The sequence below is a fragment of the Micromonospora palomenae genome, assembly GCF_007829925.1.
GTDB lineage: Bacteria > Actinomycetota > Actinomycetes > Mycobacteriales > Micromonosporaceae > Micromonospora > Micromonospora purpureochromogenes.
Genome location: NZ_VIXA01000006.1, coordinates 94,967 through 119,107, shown reverse-complemented (window position 1 = coordinate 119,107; position 24,141 = coordinate 94,967). Strand labels below are relative to the sequence as shown.

The 24,141-nt window shown below is 74.7% G+C and carries 20 protein-coding genes; 16 read left to right on the top strand and 4 right to left on the bottom strand.

The window, feature by feature from the left end; translation table 11 throughout:
• Nucleotides 1-51: 51 nt before the first annotated feature.
• Nucleotides 52-1,593: a M1 family metallopeptidase gene (locus tag FHX75_RS29325; protein ID WP_154943769.1), complete on the bottom strand. Its 1,542-nt coding sequence runs from the start codon at nt 1,591-1,593 to the stop codon at nt 52-54.
• 198 nt (nt 1,594-1,791) lie between these two features.
• On the opposite strand from FHX75_RS29325, the gene FHX75_RS29320 reads away from it, so the two are divergent.
• Nucleotides 1,792-2,589, top strand: a complete 798-nt coding sequence (locus tag FHX75_RS29320) for an SGNH/GDSL hydrolase family protein (protein WP_154943768.1) — start codon at nt 1,792-1,794, stop codon at nt 2,587-2,589.
• A 110-nt stretch (nt 2,590-2,699) separates the two neighbouring features.
• Entirely contained in the window at nt 2,700-5,378 is a 2,679-nt protein-coding gene (locus FHX75_RS29315; RefSeq protein ID WP_154943766.1) for a type 1 periplasmic-binding domain-containing protein, read from the top strand.
• 54 nt (nt 5,379-5,432) lie between these two features.
• Here FHX75_RS29315 and FHX75_RS29310 read toward each other — a convergent pair whose 3' ends face one another.
• The gene (locus FHX75_RS29310; protein WP_154943765.1) at nt 5,433-6,845 is read right to left on the bottom strand and encodes an alkaline phosphatase PhoX; all 1,413 of its coding nucleotides are present in this window, start codon (nt 6,843-6,845) and stop codon (nt 5,433-5,435) included.
• 191 nt (nt 6,846-7,036) lie between these two features.
• On the opposite strand from FHX75_RS29310, the gene FHX75_RS29305 reads away from it, so the two are divergent.
• The gene (locus FHX75_RS29305; protein WP_154943763.1) at nt 7,037-9,574 is read left to right on the top strand and encodes an FtsK/SpoIIIE domain-containing protein; all 2,538 of its coding nucleotides are present in this window, start codon (nt 7,037-7,039) and stop codon (nt 9,572-9,574) included.
• Nucleotides 9,575-10,258 (top strand): hypothetical protein, encoded by a 684-nt coding sequence (locus FHX75_RS29300; protein ID WP_154943761.1) that lies wholly within the window; start codon nt 9,575-9,577, stop codon nt 10,256-10,258. It abuts the gene before it with no gap.
• A gap of 202 nt (nt 10,259-10,460) precedes the next feature.
• Here FHX75_RS29300 and FHX75_RS31050 read toward each other — a convergent pair whose 3' ends face one another.
• Nucleotides 10,461-10,634, bottom strand: coding sequence for a hypothetical protein (locus FHX75_RS31050; RefSeq protein WP_170285504.1), 174 nt, complete (start codon nt 10,632-10,634; stop codon nt 10,461-10,463).
• Between the two features lie 453 nt (nt 10,635-11,087).
• On the opposite strand from FHX75_RS31050, the gene FHX75_RS29295 reads away from it, so the two are divergent.
• From FHX75_RS29295 to FHX75_RS29245, 11 genes are all read left to right on the top strand, one after another.
• Nucleotides 11,088-11,333, top strand: a complete 246-nt coding sequence (locus FHX75_RS29295; RefSeq protein ID WP_088961183.1) for a winged helix-turn-helix domain-containing protein — start codon at nt 11,088-11,090, stop codon at nt 11,331-11,333.
• Between the two features lie 114 nt (nt 11,334-11,447).
• Entirely contained in the window at nt 11,448-11,711 is a 264-nt protein-coding gene (locus tag FHX75_RS29290) for a DUF6244 family protein (protein WP_154943759.1), read from the top strand.
• Nucleotides 11,712-12,174: 463 nt separating this feature from the next.
• A complete protein-coding gene (locus FHX75_RS29285) occupies nt 12,175-14,388 on the top strand; it encodes a M48 family metalloprotease (RefSeq protein ID WP_170285503.1) in 2,214 nt (737 codons plus the stop codon).
• Between the two features lie 13 nt (nt 14,389-14,401).
• Nucleotides 14,402-14,794 (top strand): effector-associated constant component EACC1, encoded by a 393-nt coding sequence (locus FHX75_RS29280; RefSeq protein WP_154943755.1) that lies wholly within the window; start codon nt 14,402-14,404, stop codon nt 14,792-14,794.
• Nucleotides 14,795-15,008: 214 nt separating this feature from the next.
• Complete coding sequence (locus FHX75_RS29275) at nt 15,009-15,809, top strand: lipase family alpha/beta hydrolase (RefSeq protein WP_154943753.1); 801 nt, start codon at nt 15,009-15,011, stop codon at nt 15,807-15,809.
• A gap of 232 nt (nt 15,810-16,041) precedes the next feature.
• Nucleotides 16,042-16,407 carry a YciI family protein gene (locus tag FHX75_RS29270; RefSeq protein WP_154943751.1) on the top strand — a complete coding sequence of 122 codons (366 nt, stop codon included), beginning with the start codon at nt 16,042-16,044 and terminating at the stop codon, nt 16,405-16,407.
• Nucleotides 16,408-16,515: 108 nt separating this feature from the next.
• A complete protein-coding gene (locus tag FHX75_RS29265; RefSeq protein WP_154943749.1) occupies nt 16,516-17,898 on the top strand; it encodes an FAD-binding oxidoreductase in 1,383 nt (460 codons plus the stop codon).
• Between the two features lie 227 nt (nt 17,899-18,125).
• Nucleotides 18,126-19,574, top strand: a complete 1,449-nt coding sequence (gene pyk / locus FHX75_RS29260) for a pyruvate kinase (protein WP_154943747.1) — start codon at nt 18,126-18,128, stop codon at nt 19,572-19,574.
• Nucleotides 19,571-20,452 carry an acyl-CoA thioesterase gene (locus tag FHX75_RS29255; protein WP_154943745.1) on the top strand — a complete coding sequence of 294 codons (882 nt, stop codon included), beginning with the start codon at nt 19,571-19,573 and terminating at the stop codon, nt 20,450-20,452. Before pyk ends, FHX75_RS29255 begins: the two co-directional genes overlap by 4 nt.
• A 57-nt stretch (nt 20,453-20,509) precedes the next feature.
• Nucleotides 20,510-20,980 (top strand): RrF2 family transcriptional regulator, encoded by a 471-nt coding sequence (locus FHX75_RS29250; protein WP_154943743.1) that lies wholly within the window; start codon nt 20,510-20,512, stop codon nt 20,978-20,980.
• Between the two features lie 118 nt (nt 20,981-21,098).
• The gene (locus tag FHX75_RS29245) at nt 21,099-22,076 is read left to right on the top strand and encodes a sulfite exporter TauE/SafE family protein (RefSeq protein WP_154943741.1); all 978 of its coding nucleotides are present in this window, start codon (nt 21,099-21,101) and stop codon (nt 22,074-22,076) included.
• Nucleotides 22,077-22,453: 377 nt separating this feature from the next.
• Here FHX75_RS29245 and FHX75_RS29240 read toward each other — a convergent pair whose 3' ends face one another.
• Entirely contained in the window at nt 22,454-23,887 is a 1,434-nt protein-coding gene (locus tag FHX75_RS29240; protein WP_246158813.1) for a pyridoxal-dependent decarboxylase, read from the bottom strand.
• A 20-nt stretch (nt 23,888-23,907) separates the two neighbouring features.
• Here FHX75_RS29240 and FHX75_RS32065 point away from each other — a divergent pair, with 20 nt between their 5' ends.
• Nucleotides 23,908-24,108, top strand: coding sequence for a rhamnogalacturonan lyase family protein (locus tag FHX75_RS32065; protein WP_425463546.1), 201 nt, complete (start codon nt 23,908-23,910; stop codon nt 24,106-24,108).
• The last annotated feature ends 33 nt before the right edge of the window (nt 24,109-24,141 follow it).

Here is a 24,141-nt window from a genome sequence, read left to right as displayed (position 1 = left end):
GCCGGGTACCCGGCCCCCGGGTAGGGGCGCGGGCACCCGGCCGGGCCGGGGTCAGCGTTGCAGGAGCTGGTGCGCTTCGCGGATCTTCGTCCACGACTTCGGCTGCGCCGGGGCGGCCGCTGCCGTCGCGCGGGCGGCCGTGGCCAGTTCCGGACGGCCGGCGGTGAACAGCCAGGTGGTGAAGAGCTCGTCCAGGTCCAGTCCGGAGATCCGCTCCGCGAGGGCCTGGAACTGCGCCACGGAGCCGTTGCCGTACCGGTGCTCGGCGGTCCAGGCCGGCAGGATCTCGAAGAACGCCTCGTCGCCGACGGCCAGCCGGAGCTGGTGCAGCGCCATCGCGCCCCGGTCGTAGACCGCGTCGTCGAAGACCCGGTCGGCGCCCGGGTCACCCGGCAGCACCTGCCAGAACCCGGAGTCCTCCGGGTACGCGGCGTAGGTGAAGTCGAAGAGCTCCTGCGCGGTGCCCTCGCCCTGCTCCTCGGACCAGAGCCATTCGGCGTACGAGGCGAAGCCCTCGTTGAGCCAGATGTCCCGCCACTGCGCGACGGAGACCGAGTCGCCGAACCACTGGTGGGCGTTCTCGTGCACCACCACGTAGGTGTTCGCGCCGCGGCGCCAGAAGCTCGGCCCGTACACCGGGCGGGTCTGCGTCTCCAGCGCGAATCCGATGCCGTCGATCGGCCCGGCGACGCCGCCCTGGGCCTCGAACGGGTACGGCCCGAACAGCCCGCTCGCCCAGTCGACGATCTCGGCGGTCCGCTCGATGCTGGCCCGGGCGGCCGGCCCGCGCTCGCCCAGCGTGGCGCTGTACGCGTTGATCACCGGCTGCCCGTTCGGCGCGGTGTCGGTGACGATGTCGTACTGGCCGATCGCCAGGAACGCCAGGTAGGTGGCGGCCGGCCTGGTGCTGCGCCAGCCCCACCGCATCCGGTTGCCGGGCTCGGCCAGCGGCGGGCGGGGCTGCACGCCGTTGCTGATCACCTCGACCCCGGCGGGCACCGACACCGAGATGTCGAAGGTGGCCTTGTCCAGCGGGTGGTCGTTGGCCGGGAACCACCACCAGGCCGACTCGGGCTCGTTGACCGCCAGCGCGCCGTCGTCGGTCCGGGTCCAGCCGGTGTAGCCGCCGACCAGGGTCTCCGAGGGCACGCCGGAGTACTTGACCACGATGGTGAGCAGTTGGCCCTTCGCGATGCCGCGCGGCGCGGTGACCACCAGCTCGTGGGTGCCCTCGCGGGTGTACGCGGCGGACCAGCCGTTGACCCGGACGGACTCCACGTCGAGCAGGAAGTCGAGGTTGAAGCGGGACAGGTCCTGGGTGGCCGTCGCCAGGATGGTGGTGGTGCCGGTGAGCCGGTCGGTGGCCGGCTCGTAGCGCAGGCGGACGTCGTAGTGGCTGACGTCGTACCCGCCGTTGCCGTAGTCGGGGAAGTAGCTGTCGCCCAGGCCCGGGCTGCCGGGCGCCGGTGCGGCGGCGACCGGGACCGGCCGGCCCCAACCCGGTAGGGCGGCCTGGCCGGGGGTGCCGGTCACCAGGGTGCCGGCGGTGGTGACGGTCAGGGCGGCGATGGCCGCCGTGAAAACACGTCGCACGAGGTGGACTCCCTCCGTCGGGGTGTTCGCAGAATGAACCTAATCGACGTTTGTGAACGTGTCCGCCCCGCGCGGTGAGATCAGCTGTTCACTTGATCTAAATGTTTCGATAGCATTACTGACTAGTAACAAGACCCACACCCCTGGCCAGCGCGCGGTCACGAGGATCCCACCACCCCTGCTCCGTGGAGGTCCGTGATGCCCCACCGCGCCCTGGCCCGCGCCGTCACCGCGCTGGCCGCCCTGCTCGCCACCGTCCTCGGCGTCGTGCTCGTCCCCGGCACCGCCCAGGCGGCCACCGTCAACTACGTCGCTCTCGGCGACTCCTACTCGTCCGGGGTCGGCGCCGGCCCGTACGACCTCTCCACCTGCCTGCGCAGCGAGAAGTCGTACGCCCCGCTCTGGGCCGCCGCCAACGCGGTGACCAGCTTCCGGTTCCCGGCCTGCGGCGGCGCGGTCACCGCCGACGTGATCAACAGCCAGGTCAACTCGCTGAGCACCAGCACCACGCTGGTCACCATCACCATCGGCGGCAACGACGCCGGCTTCGCCGACGTGATCACCAGCTGCCGGTTCGGCAGCACTTCCACCTGCACCAACGCCGTCAACGAGGCCAAGAGCTTCGGGACCTCGACGCTGCCCGGTCGGCTCGACACGACCTACGCCGCCATCCGCAACCGGGCCCCCAACGCCCGGCTCGTCGTCCTCGGCTACCCGCGGCTGTTCGAGACCAACTACTGCGGGCTGCTGGCCATGAGCACGTACAAGCGCACCATCCTCAACGAGGCCGCCGACCTGCTCGCCACGGTCATCGCCGACCGGGCCCGCGCGGCCGGCGCCACCTTCGCCGACACCCGGCCCTTCTTCGCCGGTCACGGGGTCTGCGCCGCCGACCCGTGGATCCGGGACGTCTCCGGGGTCATCGAGGCCTACCACCCGAACGCCGCCGGCTACCGCTACGGCTACCTGCCGGCGCTGAACGCGGTGCTCGGCTGACCGACGCGCCTCGGCGGCCGGCGGTCCCGTAACCGGGCCGCCGGCCGCCGTTGCATCCATCGCCGACAATGGAGAGTCCGTGGCTGCCCCGGACCCGGCGGAGGTGCGCGATGCGAGAACCGACCACCCGGCAGCGGCCCCGGCCGGCCCGGGACCGGCTCCCCACCGGGGGGCCGGAGCTGCTCTCCCTGCTGGCCCGGCTGCTGCGCCGGCCCCGGCGCGGTGACCGGCGGCTGCCGCTGCTCTGGTTGGTCCGCGCGGCCGGCGCCGGTGACGTGGCGGGGCTGCTGCGCCGCTTCGTCGGTCAGGGCACCGGCCGCCGGGTGCCGCACGCCGTGCTCGACCCGGCCACCCGGCCCGGCGCCGACGACATCCCCGCCGTGCTGCGCGAGCTGCACCGGCAGCTCTCCCTGGAGGCGTTCGGCACGGCCCGGCTGCGGTTCCGGCACTACCCGCTGGCCGACTGGCTGATGCACCAGACCCTCGCCGATGGCGTCGACGCCGCCGACAGCGGCCGGGCCGCGCTGGTGCGGCGGCTTCGTGACCGGCGGGGCCGGCGCTCCGCCGAGGAACCCCCGGTGACCGGCGAGTCGGGCTTCGGCACCGCCCTGCAGGTGCTGCTCTGGCTGCTGCGCCGCGCGGTGCCCAGCGCGGTGTTCCGGGTCGCCGTCTCCGGGCGGGTGCCGCTGGTCGGTCGGCACTACCGGTGGTTCATGCGGCAGCAGTACCTCGCGCCCCGGCAGTCGGTGACCTTCCTCGGCTTCGCCGAACGGCTCACCGCCGGCTGGCGGGACGGCGAACAGCCGGCCCAGGTCGACAAGCTGCTGCTGCACGCCTTTCTGGAGGACCTGCGGCAGGCGTACCGCCGGCGGTTCTGGCGGCCGGGGGACTGGCGCCGCACGGCGTACCCGGTGCTGCTGCTCGACGGGGTCGCCGTAAGCACCGTCGGGCACACCCTGGTCCGGCTGCTCAACGACGTCCGCAACGAGACCGGTCGCAACGATCCGCTGCTGGTGGTGGCGGTCGCCGACGAGCCGCCGCCGGAACTGCCCGCCACGCGGGCGCTGCGCGAGGCCGACGAGGCGTACGAGGAGTGGGCCGAGGCGCTGCCGGAGACCCGGCGACTGCGCCGGGCCGCCGCCTGGCTGGTCGTCCTGCGGTTGGCGCAGGGGGACGTCGTACCCCCGCCGGGGGTCACCCCCCGGGCGCTGGTGGCGCCGGACCCGCCCTGGTGGTCGCGGCGCTTCCTGCCGGCGGCGGTGGTCCTGGTGCTGCTGCTGGCCGCCGGGGCGTGGGCCGACCGGCGCTGGGCGCCCGACTGCCACCCGTCCCCGACCGGGCAGGTCCGGGTGCAGATGGTCGACGGTGAGTGCGTCGGCTACAGCGACAGCGCGGGGCAGTTGTTCAACAGCGACCCCGGCCAGGAGCGGCTCCGGGCGGTGCAGCGGCGGATCTTCGCGCAGAACCGCGCCGCCGAGGAGGTGTGGCGGCGCAGCGAGCACCGCCGGCCGTACCTGACCCTGGTCTACCTGGGCTCGCTGACCGGCAACCGGACCCGCGCGGACGAGGAGTCGTACGTCTCCGAGCGGGAGGAGCTGGAGGGCATGGCGACCGCCCAGTACGCCCTGCTCAAGGAGTCCGCCGCCGCGGACGGCGCCGCCCTGCTGCACATCGTCGTCGCCAACGGCGGCCGGCAGATGCGCCACGCCGGTCGGGCGGTGACCATGCTGGAGGGTCTGGCCCGCGACGACCCCACCCTGCTCGGCGTGGTCGGCCTGGTGGAGAGCCGCACCAGCACCGCCGCCGCGCTGCGGGAACTCAACCGGGTCGGCCTGCCGGTGCTCGCGCCCACCCTGTCGGCCGACCGGATGGACGAGAACTCCAGCCTCTACCTGCAGATGTCGGCGCCCAACTCCGACCAGGCCCGGATGCTGGAGGCGTACGCCCGGCAGGTGTTGAAGGTGACCGAGGCGCACGTCTACCACACCACCGGGGAGGGCAGCTCGCTCGCCGACGACCTCTACGTCTCCACCCTCGTCGACGGCCTGCGGGAACGCTTCGGCGACCGGCTCACCCGGCTGGACGAGTGGCGTACCGGGCGGCGGCTGACCCAGGAGTGCGGCTACCCCGGCGTGCTGGTCTTCGCCGGCCGCTGGTCGGAGTTCGACGGGTTCCTGCGCGCGCTCAAGGAGTGCGGCGCGAACCCGCCCCGGCACCTGCTCGCCGACGACTCGGTCAACCGCTACATGGCCAACCCCGGGCTGCGGGCCAGCGCGCCCGGCAACCTGCCGGTGACGTACGTGTCGAAGGCCGCCCTGGCCACCTGCGGCGCGCTGCGGGCCGCGCAGGCCCGGCGCGACGACGCCCGGGGCACCTTCCTCGGCTGGGTGCGCGCCGACGACCTGCTGGAGCCGCCGCGCTGCCGCGACGACGCCGGCCCGCCGGTCGGGGAGCGGGTCAGCCTCGCCTACGACGCGTCGATGATGATGGTGCGGGCCCTGGAGAGCCTGGCCGCCCGGCTGCGGCACGCCGACACCGGCCGGCGCTGGGAACCCCGCGCGGTCAACCCGGCCGGCGTGCACGCCGAGGTGCTGCGGCAGAACGCCGCCGGCGGCTACCCGGGTGTGGCCGGGGTGGTCCGGTACGCCCCGGACTCCGGTGAGCCGGTCGCGAAGCGGATCGCGCTGCTGCGGGTGGCGGAGGTGCCCGACGTGGACGCGGAGCCGGTGGAGGTGTACCACTGCGGCGCCGCCGACGGCCCGCCCGATCCGGCGTGCCGTCCCGCCTGAGGGCCGGGCGGCCGGCGTCCCGGTCGGGGACGCCGGCCGCAGCAGCCGCCGGGATCAGGCCGGGTCGGCGTTGCTCGGCCGCCCCCACGGCCCGGTGATGGCGAAGACGTAGCCGGGGGACTGGATGTTGGCGAACAGCACCGTGCCGTCCGCGCTGAACGTCGGGCCGGCGAACTCGCTGTCGTTGAGCTCGTTGCGGGCCAGCGGGTACGCCTTGCCCTGCGCGGTCACCCCGACCAGGTGGGACAGCCCGTCGCCGTCCTCGGCCAGGATCACCCCGCCGTAGGGCGAGACGGTGATGTTGTCCGGGCCGTCGTAGCCGCCCGCGACCGACGGGTCCGGGTTGACCCCGAAGATGGTCTTCAGGGTGACCGTCTCCGAGCGCGGGTCGTAGAACCAGACCTGGCCGTCGTGCTCGTTGACGCTGCCGTCGGCATGCCGGGCGAAGCTGGCGACGAAGTACGCGCCCCCGTCGGCCCACCAGGCGCCCTCCAGCTTGCGGCTGCGGGTCACCTGCTCGTCGGTGAACTGCTTGCGCACCGAGACGGTCTTCGCGTCCCGGTCCGGCACGTCCATCCACCGCACCTTGTAGCGGGTGCCCGGGGTGGTCGCCTCGGACAGGTCGGCGATGTGCCGGCTGTCCTGGAAGCAGTTCATCGCCTGCAGCTCGCCGGCGGTGCCGCCGTCGGGGCGCAGGGCCAGGGCGCGCAGCGCACCCTTGCCGCCGCGGAAGCCCGACGGCGGCGTCCACCGGAAGTACAGGCCGTTCGGCCCGCCCGCGTCCTCGGTCAGGAAGATCGAGTGGGTGTACGGGTCGACCGCCACCGCCTCGTGGGCATAGCGGCCGAGGAACGTCAGCGGCACCGGGTCGCGGTTCTGCTCCCGGTCGTGCGGGTCGACCTCGAAGACGTACCCGTGGTCCTTGAGGAACCTGCCACCGGCCCGCTGCTCGGTTTCCTCGCAGGTCAACCACGTGCCCCACGGGGTGATCCCGCCGGCGCAGTTGTTGTGGGTGCCGGCCACGCTGACGTACTCGCGCAGCCGCCGCCCCGCGCCGTCCACCTCGATGGTGGTGGTGCCGCCCCGGGCGCCCGGGTCGTAGGTGAGGCCCGGCAGCGCCGGCACCGGGTAGGGCTCGCTGCCGCCGATCTCGTGGTTGTTCACCAGCACCGACCCGGTGGAGGACCGGAAGCAGCCGTTGGCGTCGGGGTCGCTGGGGGTCGGGTGGCCGCTCTCCAGCAGCGTGCTGCCGGCCTGCGCCACGATCGTGTACGAGAAGCCGGGCGGCAGCGCCAGCAGGCCGGCCGGGTCCGGGACCAGCTCGCCGTAGCCGACGGCCGGGCGGCAGGCGGCCCGGGCGGCGGCCGGTCCGGCGATCGCCTCCAGGCTGCCGGCCACCACGATGCCGAGGCCGCCGGCCGCGCCGCTGCGCAGCAGGTTGCGGCGGGAGATGGGGGAGGAGGTCACGTGGTCACCTTCCAGTTCTTTCACCGTGTCGTCCGCCAGCAGGCAATCCGGACCGGCGGAACACCGGGCGGCGCGGCGGCGGACCGGCAGGTGAACAGTGGACCAACGGCTCGCCCGCGACGCCTGGTGCGTCACCGGCCCGGCTCCGTTAGGGTTCCCTCGACCGGACGGACGTGGTGGGGGAGCAGACGGTGGGCAGGCTCGCGTCGGCGTACGGCCAGGCGGTCACCGCCCACCGGCGGGCCCGTGACCGGTGGACCCGGACCCGGGCGCTGCTCGACCGGCTGGCCGGGCAGCCCGTGCCGGAACGCACCGTCGACCTCGTCGCCCGGCTCGGCCGCCTCGCCGCCGGCCTGACCGCTCCCACCGCACCGGCGACCCGCCCGGCCGGCGAACCCGCGCCGGTGCGCGTCGGCGACGCCACCACCGCCGACGGCCGGTTCCCGCTGCTGCTGCCGCTGGGCGCCGGCCGGCACCTGGCGATCAGCGCCGACGCCCGCGACCCCCGGGTGGCGGTGCTGCTGCGGGTGCTGGTGCTGCGGCTGCTGGCCACCGCCCCGCCGGGCGCCGTCCGGGTGGTCGGCATCGACCCGGCCGCGCTGGGCGCCACCTTCCTGCCGCTGCGGGCGCTGCGCGACGCCGGCGTGCTCGGCGCGACCGCCACCACCGAGGCCGAGATCGGCGCGCTGCTCGACGCCGCCGAGGCGCACGCCCGCGCCGCCCAGCAGGCCGACCGCGACGACCACGAGCTGCTGCTGGTGGTGGCCGCCTCGGTGCCGGCCCCGCGCGAGCTGGCCCGGCTCGCCGCGCTCACCCACGCCGGGCCCGCCGCCGCGGTCTGCGTACTGCTCGCCGGCCACCCGGGGGCGCCGCCCGGGCAGGCCCCACCGCTGGGCGCCACCACCACGCTGCGGCTCGACGAGCGGTACGCCTGGGTCGGCGACCCGCCCGGGTACCCGTTCGGCGACGACGGCAACGGGTTGGCCGTACCCGTGCTGCTCGACGGCGACCCGCCGCAGGAGGCCGTACGCTCGCTCGCCGGTCGGCTGGCCGCGGCCGTGCGGCGCGACACGGCGCTGCACGTCGCGGACCTGCTGCCCGAGCGGCGCTGGACGGAGTCCGCGCGGGCCGGGCTGCGCACGGTGGTGGGCCGGGCCGGGCGGGAGCCGATCACCCTCGCCTTCGACGACGCCACCCCGCACTGGCTGGTCGGCGGGCGCACCGGCGCCGGCAAGACCGTCTTCCTCGTCGACGTCCTCTATGGACTGGCCGCCCGGTACTCCCCGGCCGACCTCCAGCTCTGGCTGCTCGACTTCAAGGAGGGCGTCAGCTTCACCGAGTTCGTACCCACCGAACGGGACCCGTCGTTCCTGCCGCACGCCCGCACCGTCGGCGTCGAGTCCGACTGCGAGTACGGCCTCGCCGTGCTCCGCGAGCTGCGCCGGGAGCTGGGCCGCCGGGCCGAGGAGTTCAAGCGGCACGGGATCACCAAGCTCGCCGACCTGCCGGCGGACGCGGCGGTGCCCCGGATCGTGACCGTGGTGGACGAGTTCCACGTGCTGCTCGCCGGCAACGACCGGCTGGCCCGGGAGGCCGTCGACCTGCTGGAGGAACTGGCCCGCAAGGGTCGCTCGTACGGCGTGCACCTGGTGCTGGCCAGCCAAAGCACCACCGGCGTGGAGGCACTGTACGGCCGCGCCGAGACGCTCTTCGGGCAGTTCGCGCTGCGGGTGGCGCTGCCCGGCGGCGAGGCCGTGCTCGGTCCCCGCGCCGCGACCGTCACCGCTGGCACGGTCGGCACCGCCGTGGTCAACACCGCCGCCGGCGCGCCCGGGGCGGACCTGCTGGTCCGGTTCCCCGACGCGCACGCCGACGCCCGGCAGGTCGCCCGGCTGCGCTACGAGCTCTGGGACGACCGGCCGGAGGGCTGGCCGCCGCCGGCGGTCTTCCGCGGCTACGAGCCGGCGCACCTGGAGGACGAGCCGGCCGCCGCGGCGCTGCGGCCCGGCGCGCGCCGCCCGTCGGCGTTGGTCGGCCGCACGGTCGACGTGGCGGGCAGCCCGGCCCGGTTCGCCCTGGACGCCGGCCCCGGGCGGCACCTGGCCGTGGTGGGCACCGCGGCGACCGGGGCGCACGTGCTGCGCGCCGCCGCGCTGAGCCTGGCCCGCCAGCACGCCCCGGGCGAGGCGGAGTTCGTGCTCGCGCCGCTGGTCGAGGCCGCCGACGAGCTGGCCGACGAGACCGCCGCCGGGATCAAGGCGGCCGGGCACCCGGTCACCGTGGTCGACGCGGCGGGGTTGCGCGCGCGAATCGGCGAGCTGGCCGCCGATCCGGGGCAGCGGGGCCGGACGTACCTGGTGGTCTTCGGGGTGGACGCGGCCGGCGCCACCCTCGCCCGGACCGACCCGGACACCTTCCGCTCCGGTCACGACGACCTGCGGGCGCTGCTGCGCCAGGGCCCCGGCCACGGGGTGCACCTGCTCGGCTGGTGGCGCGGGCTGCGCCGGCTCGCCGACGACCTCGGCGGCTCGCAGAACCGCGACGACGTGGCCTGCCTGGTGGCGCTCAACGTGCCCGGCGCCGACCTCGGCCTGCACCTCGGCGTCACCGACCTGGCGTACACCCCACGGGCCGACCGGGCGCTGCTGGTGGACCGGCACGCGCAGCGGACCGCGCTGATCGTGCCGTTCGTCCGCCCCGGGTACCGGCCCGAGGACGAGGAGCGCTGAGTGTCCACCTTCGACGAGTACGCCGCCGCGGTGCGCCAGCTCTCCGTGCAGGTACGCGAGGGCGAGCGGGGCGCCGCCGCCGAGGCGGAGCGCCGGCGGCGGCTGCACGCCGGGGTGGCCCAGGTCGGCCAGCGGCTCGCCGCCCAGGGCCAGCGGCTGGACCAGCTCGGCGAGGCGATCGGTCTCCCGCCCGCCACCGCGGCCGTTCCGGACGGGCCGGACGCGGCCAGCGGGCCCCCGGTCGCCACCGCCGCTGTCGACCCCGACGCCGATCCGGGCGTCGTGCTGGAGGAGGCCCGCCGGCTGGTCGACGAGGCCGACCTGCGGACCCGGGAGGTCGAGGCCCTCGCCGCCCGGCCGGAGCTGCTGCCGACCTGGTCGCCGGCGGCCCGGGCGGTGGCCGTCTACGTCGCCTGCGCCGCCGCCGGCGTGCTGCTCATGCTGGTCCTGGTGGTCGCCTCCGGCGTGGGGCTGGTCAGCGGCTTCACCCTGGGCGCCTGGATCTGCGCCGGGCTGCCGGTGCTCTCCTTCGCCGCCGGCTGGCTGATCCTCGGCCGCTGGGGGCGGCCCGCCCTGGCCACCGTGGAGCCGCCGCGGTTCGTCCCGCTCGGCTTCGTCATCTGCGTCGCGCTGGTGCCGACCGCGTACTGCGCCAGCCTGCTGCTCGTCCGTTTCCTGCGCTGACCGCGCCCGGCCCGCGCGCGCAGGGCGTCCAGCGTGCCGTCGTGGTGCGCCAGCCGGGTCCGCGCCGCCCACTGCTCGTCGCACGGCCCGGACCGTCCGCACGTCCGACAGACCCCGGTGTACGCCTCCGTGCGGTGCGCGGAGCTGGTCCGCCGCGCGTCGGCAGCCTGCTCGGCCGCGTACCTGCGCAGGTCGCTGGCGTTCACCGGCTGTCGTCGACGCCGGTGTCGGTGGCGTGGACGGCCCTGACCAGCCGGGCGAAGCGGACGTCGGGACAGGGGTAGTCCTCGCCGCAGCCGCAGAGCCACCGGGTGACCACCCGCGGGGGATGGGCGAAGAGGATGTCGTCGGCGTCCTCGACGTCCTGTGCGGACACCAGCGGCACCGGACCGCCGGGCCGCCCGGCTGGCTGGTCATCGCCCGGTCGCCCCGCCCGGTCGTCCCGGTCCACGGGTGCAGGACGGGCGCGGCCGGCCGGTGGAACACCATGGGTGTCACCGGACCCGCTTGACACCCATGGTGTTCCACCCGTCCCGTCCTCGTCCCCGTTCATCGAGCGGTTCTCTTCGGGTTGGTCGTGCATCGGGTACTCCCGTCCGGTGGCGTCTCCTTGGTGGGGTTCGCTTCAGCCTGGGCGCTGCCTGCGGGCAGGCCACGGCACGCCCGGCCGTCCAGGGGGACCGGCCGACCGGGCGCTCTGCGCGGTGGGGAAGGACCAACTCCGGTTTGCAGACCTGGGAGCCGGCCGAGACAGAGCATATATAACAGGTCATGCAAGGGCAAGCAGTGGACCAGACATTGCTTGCTATACAAAGTTTCACGTGATCAAATGGCGGTGCAGACCTGGGAGACACCAATGCCCGCCAAAGCCAAGTGGGCGCAGATAGCCGATGGCATCCGCGCTCAGATCCAGTCCGGCGAACTCGCGCCGGGAGACAAGCTGCCGTCGACGTCCGAGCTGTGCCGTCAGCACAGCGTTTCGGCAATCGTCGTCCGGCAGGCGATCAACGCGCTCAAGATCGAAGGGCTCGTCGAGGGAGTCGGCGGCGTCGGCGTGTTCGTCGCCGAGCGGTAGTCGACAATCGGTCCGTCGTCGTGTGATCGCCGGAGGGCAGGTTATCTCGTACCCTCCATTGTGGTCCATGCCGGTGGCCGCGCGGATCGACGCGGAACGACCAGGGGAGGGCGCGTGAGCGCAGCACAGGTCATCGCCAGGCTGGCGGCGGCGGCGCAGAAGCTGGACGAGGCGAAGGCGAAGACCGCCGCCGCGGCGCAGGACGCCGCCGAGGCGCGGGAACTGGTCGCCGGTGCCCTGGAAGGGGTCGCGGCCGGACCGCTGATCGGGATGCTGGACGCCTACCGGCAGGCGCTGACCCAGGCGGCGCAGGGTGCCGGGCCGGCCACCCAGCAGGTCCAGGAGACCATCGCCAAGGTCCGGGCGCTGGGCAGCTGAGCCCGGCCCCGCCCAGCGGGGCGATGCCGCGTCCCGGTGTCGGATAGCTGATCCGGAACAGGGCGGTACCGCCTGTACTCCTGTGCATATCCTGGCGGGTTCGCGACCAATCAGCGCGGTTTCCCGGCCAATTCGCCGAAGGCCTCCGCCAACCCCTGTTTTCGCATCGATCGATGCCGCCAGCGACCCGGGCGTAGAGCGGCGAACGCCCTGGTGAAACGGGGAATCGGGCCATCGCGGCGTGCTGTCGGCAGCGGGCCAGGCTGATTTAGTGGTGGCGATATCCATTCGCGGCGGGTAATGTCCTGCGACGTCGAAATCCACTGATCGATTTCGGCACCGCATTCCTGCCCGCGCACATACCGTCGACGGTCGGCCCGGCCGCCGTCCGATGCGCCGTGCCCGTGAAACGTGCGCCCCTTCGCCGTCCCGGGGGGTGGCGTCTGTCGTCGAGGAGTCTCCCGTGAGCGACCCGGACGTTGACCCGCAGGTGAGACCCCCGGTCGAGCAGCGGCCGACCGAGCCGCGCCCGGCCGGACCGGGCGGACTCGACCGGCGGCTGGCCGACCGGCCACCGGGATACCCGAACGCACTGGTGTGGCTGCGCGCCGGCATCCTGCGCGACTGGCGGGGTGTGCTCGGCAGCTTCCTGGCCACCTGGTTCTACGTGCCGCTGGCGCTGCTGGCCGCGGTGTGGGGCGGGCTCGCGCTGGGCGTGCTCGGGCTGGTCGCCGGGGGCACCCAGTCGGGCGACGCGCTGCCGTCGGTGGTGCGCGACGCGCCGCTGGTCGGTCCCCTGCTCGACGCCTTCCTCAACCGGTCCGGCGGCGTGGTCGGCGGCTTCGCCGGCTTCGCGATCGGCTTCCTGGCCGGCTTCCTGGTCGTGCTGGTGCTGCCCTGGCGGGACGCCTTCGACGAGCCGGCGAACCTGTTCACCGGCCTGGTCGGCATGGTGGTGGCCGCCGCCCTGGTCGGCCTGGCCTACACGCTGGGCCGGGTGCTGCTGGAGCCGTGGTTGCTCAGCGTCTCCGGCGCGCGTCAGCTCAGCCGGCGGGAGGCCGAGCGGCTGCGGCCGATCCTGTCCGGGTGCGCCGCCCGGCTCGGCCTGCCGAGCGTGCCCCGGCTGCTGATCGAGGACGACCCGGTGCTCACCAACGCCCGGGCCTACGCCCGGCACATCGTGGTGACCACCAGCCTGCTCGACGAGCCGGACGAGGACGTCGCGGCGCTGCTCAGCCACGAGCTGGTGCACTGGCGTACCGGTGACGAGGTGACCAGCGCGTTCGTCCGGGGGGTCGGGCTGCCGCTGGTGCTGGTCCACGCGGTGCCGACCTGGCTGATGCGCCGGTTCCCGCACCCGGCCACCGACCTGCTGGTCTTCATCGTTTTCTGGCCGGTGCTGCTGACCATGCGGTTCGTGGTGCTGCCCTGCCACCGCCGCGACGTCCGGGCCGCCGAGTACCGGGCCGACGCCGGGGCGGTCCTCGCCGGCCACGCGGCCGGCATGCGGTCGATGCTGGAACGGCGTCGGTCCTTCGAGACCGGCCGCAGCGGGTGGGACGAGGCGGTCTGCGCCACCCACCCGCCGTCCGAGCTGCGGCTCGACCGGCTCGAGCGGCTCACGCCCGCCACCGCCGACGAGGCGACGGCCGCCGACGGGAGCCCCGCCCGGGTGGGCACCGAGGAGCTGTTCGGACGGCCGGGGCTGGTCGGCTCCCGGCGCGCCTGGCTGCTGGTCGGCGCGCTGGCGCTGATCGGCTGCCTCGGCGGCGGCGCGCTCACCACCGCGCAGTGGTTGCTGTTCCGCCCGCAGGCGGCGGTGGACGCCTACTTCTCCGCGCTGGACGACGGGGACGGCCGGGCCGCCCTGGCGGCGTTGACCCCGGACGCCAGGGCGGCGGCGGGCGACGGCGAGCAGCTCGCCCGGATCGTCGGCGGGGAGGGCTACCAGCCGCCGACCGACGTGGACGTCACGTCGGTCGAGCGCGACGGCGACGAGGCGGTCGCCAAGGTCGCCTACACCCTGGCCGGGCAGAAGCTGAGCGCCGAGCTGCCGCTGCGCCGGGACGAGTCGGCGACCCTCGGGTTGTTCCACCGGTGGCAGGTCGCCGCGCCACCCGCGCGGCTCAGCCTGCCCGGTGCGGCGGGCCTGACCGTCAACGGCCAACCCGCGCCGGCGGCTCCCGAGGGCGTCGAGCTGGCGCTGCTGCCCGGCGCGTACACGGTCGGCGGCCAGCGCAACGCCCTCAGCGAGACCCCGTCGCAGGTCGTCTACGTCCTGCCCGGGCAGGAGAGCGCGGGGACCCCCGACCTGACGCCGACGCTGGCCCCGGCGGCCCAGGCCTCGGCGGAGGAGAGCGTCAAGGCGTACCTGGACGCCTGCGCGGCGCAGACGGTGGCCGCGCCGCAGGGGTGCCCGTTCCGGTACTACACCGGGGAGACGGTGAAGAAGATCGCCTGGAAGATCACCCGGTACCCGACGGTGCAGCTCACCCTGACCGGCCCGACCTCGGCGCAGGTGTCGACGCCGTTCGAGGGCCGCGGGTCGGCCCAGGCGACCGGCACCACCACCGGCTTCTTCGGCACCACCCCGTTCACCGAGAACGAGGAGATCCAGGTGGTCGGCCTGCTGTCCGTGGTGGACGGCAAGCTGACGTTCCGGCCCGGCGGCGAGTAAGGGAGAGCCCGACATGACCGAACCGTCCACCCGGCCGGGGCGACCCGTGCGGATGGTGCTGACCCCGCGTACCGCCCGGCCGCCCCGGGTGCCGCTGCTGTCCTGGATCCACCGCAGGCCGGAGTTCCGCGCCGCGGTGCGCGACGCCGCCGGCCAGGGCGGTCGGCCCGGCTTCAGCGACGCGGTGATCATCGCGGTGGTGGCCCAGGGACTGCTGCCCGGCCTGTTCAACCTGGTGCAGTCCTGGGTGGACCAGCAGCGCACCGAGGTGAGCATCCGCATCCAGGTGGGCGACGCCGAGGCGGAGATCCAGGTGAACGGCCGGACGGATCCCACCAAGCTGCTCGACCAGGCCACCCGGGCGCTGCGCGAGGCGGCGGACGGGGAGGCCGGCCCGACCGCCTGACCAGGGACCCGACCGGGGCCGACCGCGTTCGCGGTCGGCCCCGTCGTGGTTCGCCCGCTTTGCCGGAAGACACCTTCCGTGCGACATCAGGTTACCGGTCCGTAACTTGCCATTGACGTGTGTGAATTGTGACCCGCATCATCGTCCCACCGATCGATCGGATCCCTCACCCGCCGTCCCGGCTCCCCGGGAACCTCCCACCGGAGGTGCAGCCATGCTGCTCCGAACGATCCTCGCCGCCACCACCGCCGTCGCCGCACTGCTCGTCCCGGCCACCGCCGCCGCGGCCGCCCCCGAGCGCACCACCACCACCGCTGCCACCGCGGCCACGTCCACCACCGCCGCCGCCAACGCGAACTCCAACCCGGTCATCGTCGTCGGCGGCCTGATCGGCGTCTCCATCGCGTACGAGCCGATCGCCGCCCGGCTGCGCGCCGACGGCTTCCGGGTCTCCATCTTCCAGATACCCGGGCTCGGCTTCGGCGACATCCGCGAGTCCGCCCGCGCCTTCAAGACGTACGTCGACCAGGTCCGCGCCAGCACCGGCGCGGCCAAGGTGGACCTGGTCGCCCACTCCGAGGGCGGCCTGGTGTCCCGCTGGTACGTCAAGTTCCTCGGCGGCGCCGACGCCGTCGGCCGGTACGTGAGCCTGGGCAGCCCCCAGCAGGGCACCTACGCCGCCAACATCCTCAAGTTCATCGGCCTCGGCAGCTGCGCCGGCATCGTCGCCTGCCAGCAGATGTCCATCGGCTCGGACCTGCTCGCCGCCCTCAACGGCGGGGACGACACCCCGGGCGCCATCCGCTGGGCGACCGTGCGGACCTGGCAGGACGAGCTGGTCTTGCCGATCGGCAACGCCGCGCTGTCGGACGGCGCGAACAACGTGCTGATCCAGAGCCGGTGCCCGCTGCGGCTGGTCGGTCACCTCAGCCTGATCTTCGACGGGACCACCTACACCGTGGTCCGGCAGGTGCTCACCGACGCCCCGGTTCGCCCCAACTGCTTCGCCCTGTGAACCAACGACGGGCGGACGGGAGCACCCCGTCCGCCCGTCGTGCGGTCCGGCCGCCCGGGCCATCGTCGCCGGTGATGACCGGCTGGACGAACGACCCAGCCGGTCGGCAACCGGGTACGTCGGCGGGGCAGTTGACCCGAGCGGCCGCTGCGGCCCGCCGCAGCGTGCGACGCTGTGCCGAGTCGGGGGAGGCCGGCGCGGTGCCGACGCCGGCAGCGTGGGAGGGGGCGCCATGACGGGTATGCCGCAGCTGGACTTCGCGCTCGACACGTACGAGTGCATCGTGATCTATCCGGGGCCGGCCGGTCGGGCCCTGCCCAGCGAGACCGTGCAGCGGTTGCAGGCCGAGCACTTCGAGCACATGCAGGCGTTGCAGCGCCGGGGGATCGTGCTGGTCTCCGGGTCGATCGACGGCCCCGCCCGGGAGCCGGCCCCGCCGATCGGCATCGGCCTGGCGCGCACCGGCTCGGTCGACGACGTGCGCAGCGTGATGGAGGCCGACCCGGCCGTGCAGGCCGGGCTCTACCAGGTGGACGTGCTGACCTTCCTCTGCCCGGCCGGCTCGCTGGAGTTCCCGCTGGTCAAGGCCCAGGGCTGAGCGACTGTCGCCAGGGTGACGGCGCGGGCCGCCGCGCGGGTGTCCACTGGGAGGTCCCTGTCCGGGGCGGGCGCGCCGGGCGCCGCCGGGCCGGGGCGAGGAGCCCCGATGACCTCCGCCGCCACCCCCGACCTTCCCCGCGCCGCCGCCGACCTGCGTGAGCTGCTCGGCGACCGGTTGCTCGGGCCCGCCGACGCCGACTACCCCGCCGCGACCCGGGTCTGGAACGGCGCCGTCGACCGCGCGCCCGCGCTGGTCGCCCGCTGCCGCGACGCCGACGAGGTCGCCGGGGTGCTCCGGATCGCCCGGCGGTGCCGGGTGCCGCTGTCCGTCCGCGCCGGCGGGCACGACTGGGCCGGTCGGGCGCTGCGCGACGGCGGCCTGGTGCTCGACCTGACCGGGATGCGCGACGTCCAGGTGGATCCGGCCACCGCGACGGTCACCGTCGCCGGCGGCGCCACCGCCGCGGACGTGGTCGCGGCGCTGCGCCCGTACGACCTGGTGGTGGCCACCGGCGTGGTCCGGGCGGTGGGCATGGCCGGGCTCACCCTCGCCGGCGGGTACGGCCCGCTCTGCGGCCGGCACGGGCTGGCGTTGGACAACCTGCTCGCCGCCGAGGTGGTGCTCGCCGACGGGCGCCGGGTCACCGCCGACCCGGAGCACGACGCCGAGCTGTTCTGGGCGCTGCGCGGTGGCGGGGGCAACTTCGGGGTGGTGACCCGGCTGACCTACCGGGCGCACCGGCTGCCCGCGGCCCTCGCCGGGATGGTCATGTTCGCCCTGGACGAGGCCGTCGACGTGCTGCTCGGCTACCGTGACCTGCTCGCCGACGCGCCGGACGAGCTGACCGTGATGGCCGGCTTCCTGCCCGGACCGGCGGGGGAGCCGCTGGTCTTCGTCTGCCCCGTGTACAGCGGGGACGACCTCGCCGCCGGGCAGCGCCACGTCGCGCGGGTCCGGGCGCTGGGCACCCCGCTGGTCGACCAGGTGGCGCCGCTGCCGTACGAGGACGTGCTGCGGATGTTCGACGGCGGAATGGTCGACGGCAACCACTACCTGCTGCGTACCCGGTGGCTGCCCCGGCTCACCGCCGACGCGGTGTCGGTGCTGGTCGACGCCGCCCGCGAGGTCGGCTCGCCGTACTCGGCGATCGCGCTGCACCACTTCCACGGCGCGGCGAGCCGGGTGGGCGCCGGCGACACCGCGTTCGGGCTGCGCGCCGACCACCTGCTGGCCGAGGTGATCGCGGTCTGGGCGCCGGGCGACGAGCCGGGGGCGCACCGCGACTGGGCCGAGCGCACCAGCGCCGCGCTCGCCCGGCTCGCGCTGCCCGGCGGCTACCCGAACCTGCTCGCGCCCGAGGAGACCGACCGGGTCCGGCTGGCGTACGGCGACAACTGGGCCCGGCTGCGCCGGGCCAAGCACCGGTACGACCCGACGGGGGTCTTCTCCGCCGTACCCACGCTGCCGGCGACCACCGGCGGTGGGTGAGTGGCGCCGGGGTGGGCGCGCGGCGCGGGCGTGGGAGCGGCCCCGTCGGCGGATGCGGGCGGGCGGTACGATTCCCGGCGCGCGGTCGCCGATGCCCGCCACTCACGACGTCCCCCGGTGCGGCTCCGCGCCCGCCGGCCACGCGCCCTTTGCGGTCGCGTCGGTGGACAACTGTTCCGCAGTCCGAAAGGGGTCGGCCCGGCCGACCCGGAGGAGAGACTAGCCTGATGGGCGTGACACGCCGCGCGAAGATCGTCTGCACTCTTGGCCCTGCCACCTCGTCCCCGGAGCGGATCCGGGGGCTCGTCGAGGCGGGCATGAACGTGGCCAGGCTGAACTTCAGCCACGGCAGTCACGCCGACCACGAGTCGGTGTACCGGCTGGTGCGGGAGGCGGCCGACGCCGCCGGGCACCCGGTCGCCGTCCTGGCCGACCTCCAGGGCCCGAAGATCCGCCTCGGCCGGTTCGCCGACGGCCCGCACGAGTGGCGCACCGGCGACTCCGTCGTGATCACCGGCGACGACATCGTGGGCACCAAGGAGCGGGTCTCCTGCACCTACCGCAAGCTGCCGCAGGAGGTGAAGCCGGGCGACCGGCTGCTGATCGACGACGGCCGGGTCGCCGTCGAGGTCAGCGACGTCACCGGCAACGACATCCGCGTCCTGGTCACCGAGGGCGGCCCGGTCTCCAACAACAAGGGCGTCTCGCTGCCCAACGTGGCGGTCAGCGTCCCGGCCCTGTCCGAGAAGGACGCGGAAGACCTGCGCTTCGCCCTCGGCCTGGGGGTCGACATGATCGCGCTCTCCTTCGTCCGCTCGGCCGACGACATCAAGCTCGTGCACGCGATCATGGCCGAGGAGGGCGTGCACCGCCCGGTGCTGGCCAAGGTCGAGAAGCCCGAGGCGGTGGACCACCTCGAGGCGATCGTGCTGGCCTTCGACGGGGTCATGGTCGCCCGCGGCGACCTGGGCGTCGAGCTCCCGCTGGACCAGGTGCCGCTGGTGCAGAAGCGCGCCGTGCAGCTCTGCCGGGAGAACGCCAAGCCGGTCATCGTGGCCACCCAGATGCTCGACTCCATGATCGAGAATTCCCGCCCGACCCGCGCCGAGGCCTCCGACGTCGCCAACGCGGTGCTCGACGGCGCGGACGCGGTGATGCTCTCCGGCGAGACCAGCGTCGGCAAGTACCCGGTGCTCACCGTCAGCACCATGGCGAAGATCGTCACCACCACCGAGTCCGGCTCGATCGGCGTGCCCCGGCTCCAGCACGACCCGCGCACGCACGGCGGCGCGCTCACCGTCGCGGCCTCCTCGATCGCCCGGGCCATCGGCGCCAAGGCGCTGGTCGCCTTCTCGCAGACCGGCGACACCGTCAAGCGGCTCTCCCGGCTGCACTGCGACCTGCCGCTGCTGGCCTTCACGCCGGTGCCCGAGGTGCGCAACCAGCTCGCGCTCTGCTGGGGCGTGGAGACCTTCCTGATGCCGTTCGTCGAGCACACCGACGACATGTTCCGCCAGGTCGACCAGGCGCTGCTCGGCCTCAACCGGGCCAACCCCGGCGACTACGTGGTGATCGTGGCGGGCAGCCCGCCCGGCACCCCCGGCTCCACCAACACCCTGCGGGTGCACCAGCTCGGCTCGCTGGTCGACGCGGCGTCCGCGCGGGCCCTGCAGTGACCGAGCGCCAGGTGGCCGGGCAGGCCGCGGTCGACCAGTTGCTGGAGGTCCTCGACCTCGACAACACCGGCGAGATGACCTTCCGGGGGATGAGCCCGCCGGTCGGCCCGCAGCGGGTGTACGGCGGGCAGGTCGCCGGCCAGGCCCTGGTGGCCGCCGGCCGTACCGTCGACCCGGAGCGCTTCGTGCACTCGCTGCACGGCTACTTCGTGCGCCCCGGCGACCCGGTGGAGCCGATCGAGTACCAGGTGGAGAACGTCCGCGACGGCCGGTCGTTCTCGGTGCGCCGCTCGGTCGCCCTCCAGCACGGCAAGCCGATCTTCTTCATGTCGGCCTCCTTCCAGCGGCAGGAGGAGGGCCTGGACCACCAGGCTCCCACCCCGCCGGACGTGCCCGGGCCGGACGACGTGCCCACCATGACCGACCGGCTCTCCCGCTACCCGGAGCGGCTCGGCATCTGGGGGCAGATCCCGCGCCCGATAGACGTGCGCTACGTCGGCGAGCCCGGCTGGGTACGCCCCGGCGACCGCCCCGCCGACCCGTACCAGCGGGTCTGGATGCGCATCGACGGCAAGCTGCCGGACGACCCGCTGCTGCACGCGTGCGCCCTGACGTACGCCTCCGACCTGACCCTGCTGGACTCGGTGCTCTCGGTGCACGGCGAGGTGTGGGGCCCGGGCGGTGTGGTCGGGGCGAGCCTCGACCACGCGCTGTGGTTCCACCGGTCGTTCCGGGCCGACGAGTGGTTCCTCTACGACTGCTGGAGCCCGTCGGCCTCCGGCGCCCGTGGCCTGGCCACCGGCCGGATGTTCACCACCGACGGCCGGCACATCGCCAGCGCCGTGCAGGAGGGCCTGCTCCGCCGCGTCGGCCAGTGATCAAAAGGGTGAGGGGCGGCAGGCCGGGCGGCTGACCTGCCGACTAACCTTGCGGTCATGCGTCTCTCCGCCCGGGTCGACTATGCCCTCCGTGCGGCCGCCGAGCTGGCCTCGGTCGCCGACGGCGCTAGTGCGGGGCGGTCCCGGCCGGTCACCGCCGAGCAGATCGCCCGGGCCCAGGAGATCCCACCGAAGTTCCTGGAGAGCATCCTGCTCCAGCTGCGCCGGGGCGGCATCGTGCACGCCCAGCGCGGGCCCGAGGGCGGCTACTGGCTGGCCCGGCCGGCCGCGGAGATCTCCCTGGCCGAGGTGATCCGGGTCATCGACGGTCCGCTGGCCCACGTGCGCGGGCAGCGCCCCGAGGACCTGGGCTACCTCGGCGCCGCCCGGGCGTTGCAGGAGGTCTGGATCGCGCTGCGGGCCAGCGAGCGGGAGATCCTGGAGCAGGTGAGCATCGCCGACGTGGCCGCCGGGGAGCTGCCGGGCCGGATCACCGAGCTGGCCGCCGACCCCCGCGCCTGGAGCTGAGCCCGGCCGCACCGTCCGGTGCCGTCCCACCCACCGATAGGGGGCTTGACCCAGCCCCCGTCGTGCCGCATTGTCGACCAAGTCGATAGGAGATGCCGAAAAGTTCGGAGGGGCGCCCGTGCGCAAGCTTCTGGTCCTCGCCCTGGTCGGGCTGGCCGCCCAGCTCGTCGACGGGGCGCTCGGCATGGCGTACGGGCTGACCTCGTCCACCCTGCTGCTCTTCGCCGGCGTCGCCCCGGCCGCCGCCTCCGCCTCGGTGCACCTGGCCGAGATCGGCACCACGCTCGCCGCCGGCGTCGCGCACTGGCGCTTCGGCAACGTCGACTGGCGGGTGGTCGCCCGGATCGCCGTCCCGGGCGCGCTCGGCGCCTTCGCCGGGGCCACCTTCCTCAGCGCCATCTCCACCAAGTCGGCCGCGCCGTGGATGGCCGGCATCCTCTTCGCGCTCGGCGCGTACCTGCTGGTCCGCTTCTCCCGGCCGCTGCGTCCCCGGGCCGGCGCCGGTGGGCTGCGCGGCCGGTTCCTCGGCCCGCTCGGCCTGGTCGCCGGCTTCGTCGATGCCACCGGCGGCGGGGGATGGGGCCCGGTGGCCACGCCCGCGCTGCTGGTCTCCGGCCGGCTGGAGCCGCGCAAGGTGATCGGCTCCGTCGACACTGCCGAGTTCGTGGTCGCCGGCGCGGCCAGCATCGGCTTCCTGATCGGCCTGGGCAGCCAGGGCTTCCTGCTGCCCACCGTGGCCGCGTTGCTGGTCGGCGGCCTGATCGCCGCGCCGGTCGCCGCCTGGCTGGTGCGCATCGTCCCGGCCCAACTGCTCGGCGCGACCATCGGCGGCGTGATCGTGCTGACCAACGCCCGCACCCTGATGCGCGCCGGCGAGCTGGGCGGCGCCGCCCGCCCGGCGGTCTACGCGCTGCTCGCCGTCGGCTGGGCGGTCGCGCTGGCGCTGGCGGTGCGCGCGCTGCGGCGTACCCGTCGGGCCCGCAGCACCGTCGACGTGGCGCTGTCCGCGACCACCCACCCCGCGACCGGGCCGACCGCCCGGGCGGTAACCGCGCCGGTCGAGGCCGTGCCCCGGCTCGCCGCCGCCGACCGCTGACCACCCCGGCGGGTACGCCGCAAGCCCGCACCCTCGTGCCTGCCCGCGGCTCCTGACGGGCCCACGCTGACCTTCGCCCACCGGGTGCGCCTGCTCGTGGGCAGCGGTCGGCGACGTCGGCGGGTTGAACGGAGGGCTCCCGCGACCGTCCGCCGGAGTCCTGCCCCTCCCGAGTCCTGTCGCCGGTGAGCCGCCAGGCTCGGGCGACCGCCCAGTTCCCGGCCGCCACTGTCGTCCGCGCGGTGACGCGGTGTGAGGTTGGGCGGGGCGACACGACGATGAGCGTGATACCTCAGAGGTATTTCGATACCTCTGAGGTATCACGCTCGTGCGGTGACCTGGCCGTGGCGACGGCGGGTGCCGGCGGGCCGGCGGAGTCAGCCGGCGAGCACGTCGCTCGCCGCGGACGCCAGCAGCTCCCACGCCTCGTCGACGTGCTCCTCGGCGGTCAGCGGCGAGCCGACCGCCAGGCGCAGCGTGTACCGCCCGCCGACCCGGGTGTGCGTCAGGTGCACCCGCCCGGTGCCGTTGACCCGCGCCAGCAGCGCGGCGCTCGCCTCGTCGCCGGCCCGCAGCCGGAAGCAGACCAGCGAGAACGGGTGCGGCGCGGCGAGGTCGAACCGGTCGTCGGCCGCCACCCGGCGGGCGAACCGGTCGGCCAGCGCGACGCCCGTGCGGATGTGCGCGCGCAGCCCCTCGACGCCGTACCAGCGCAGCACGAACCAGAGCTTCAGCGCCCGGAAACGCCGTCCCAGCGGCACCTGCCAGTCCCGGTAGTCGATCACCGCTCCAGACTCCGTGGCGGCGTTGCGCAGGAACTCCGGCATGACCGTGAGCGCCTCGATCAGCTCGCCCCGGTCGGCCACCCAGAACGCGTCGCAGTCGAAACCGGTGAGCAGCCACTTGTGCGGGTCGAAGCAGTACGAATCGGCGTGCTCCAGCCCGGCGTGCGACCAGCGCAGCTCCGGGCAGACCGCCGCCGCCCCCGCGTACGCGGCGTCGACGTGCAGCCAGACGCCGTACTCGGCGCAGATCGCGCCGATCTCCGGCAGCGGGTCCACGGCGGTGGTGGAGGTCGTCCCGATGGTGGCCACCACGATCGCCGGTACGTCCCCGGCGGCCCGGTCGGCCTCGATCGCTGCCCGCAGCGCCGCCGGGCGCATCGCCAGCGTCTCCGGGTCCACCTCGATCGGACGGACCCCGTCCTCGCCCAGCCCGGCGATCCGCGCCGCCTTCTCGATGGAGGAGTGCCCCTGGGTGGAGGTGTACGCCCGGTACCGGCGGTCGATGCCCACCGCGCGCCACCGGCCGCCGCTGGCCCGGTGCAGCGCCCCGAGGGTGGCGACCAGGGTGGCCGAGGAGGCCGAGTCCTGGATCACCCCGCCGCCCGGACCGGTGGAGCGGAACCGTTGCGGCAGGTCCATGATCCCGGCGAGCCAGTCCAGCATCACCGTCTCCAGCTCCGTGCAGGCCGGGCCGGTGGCCCAGAGCATGCCCTGCACGCCGAGCCCGGAGCTGACCAGGTCACCGAGGACGCTCGGGCCGGAGGTGTTGGCCGGGAAGTAGCCGAAGAACCCGGGGTGCTGCCAGTGGGTCAGCCGGGGAGTGATCAGGGTGTCCAGGTCGGCGAGCACGGCCTCGACCGGCTCGCCGTGCTCGGGCGGGCTCGCGGGCAGCGCCGCCGCCACCGTGCCGGGCGGGTCCTGCGAGGTGACCGGACGCTTCCCGAGCATCGTCCAGTAGTCGGCGATCCAGTCCACCACCGCGTACCCGGCGCGGCGGAACTCGTCCGGGTCCATGTGCTCAGCCATCCGACGAGTCGACCAAACCGATCCGGCGCGGGCAAGGGCCGACCGGCTGTCGTAGCACGCCCACCCCGACCGGCCTGCGCATCCCCACCCTGATGCACGACCCGCAGTACCGGGTCTCGGTGGCCTGGCAGAACACCGCCTACAACCAGCCGCCGCACACCGGCTACTTCATCGGCGACGGCATGGGCACCCCGCCCACGCCGAACATCTACCTGCGCTGAGGCCGAGGCCCCGACCCGGTAGGCACCGGGTCG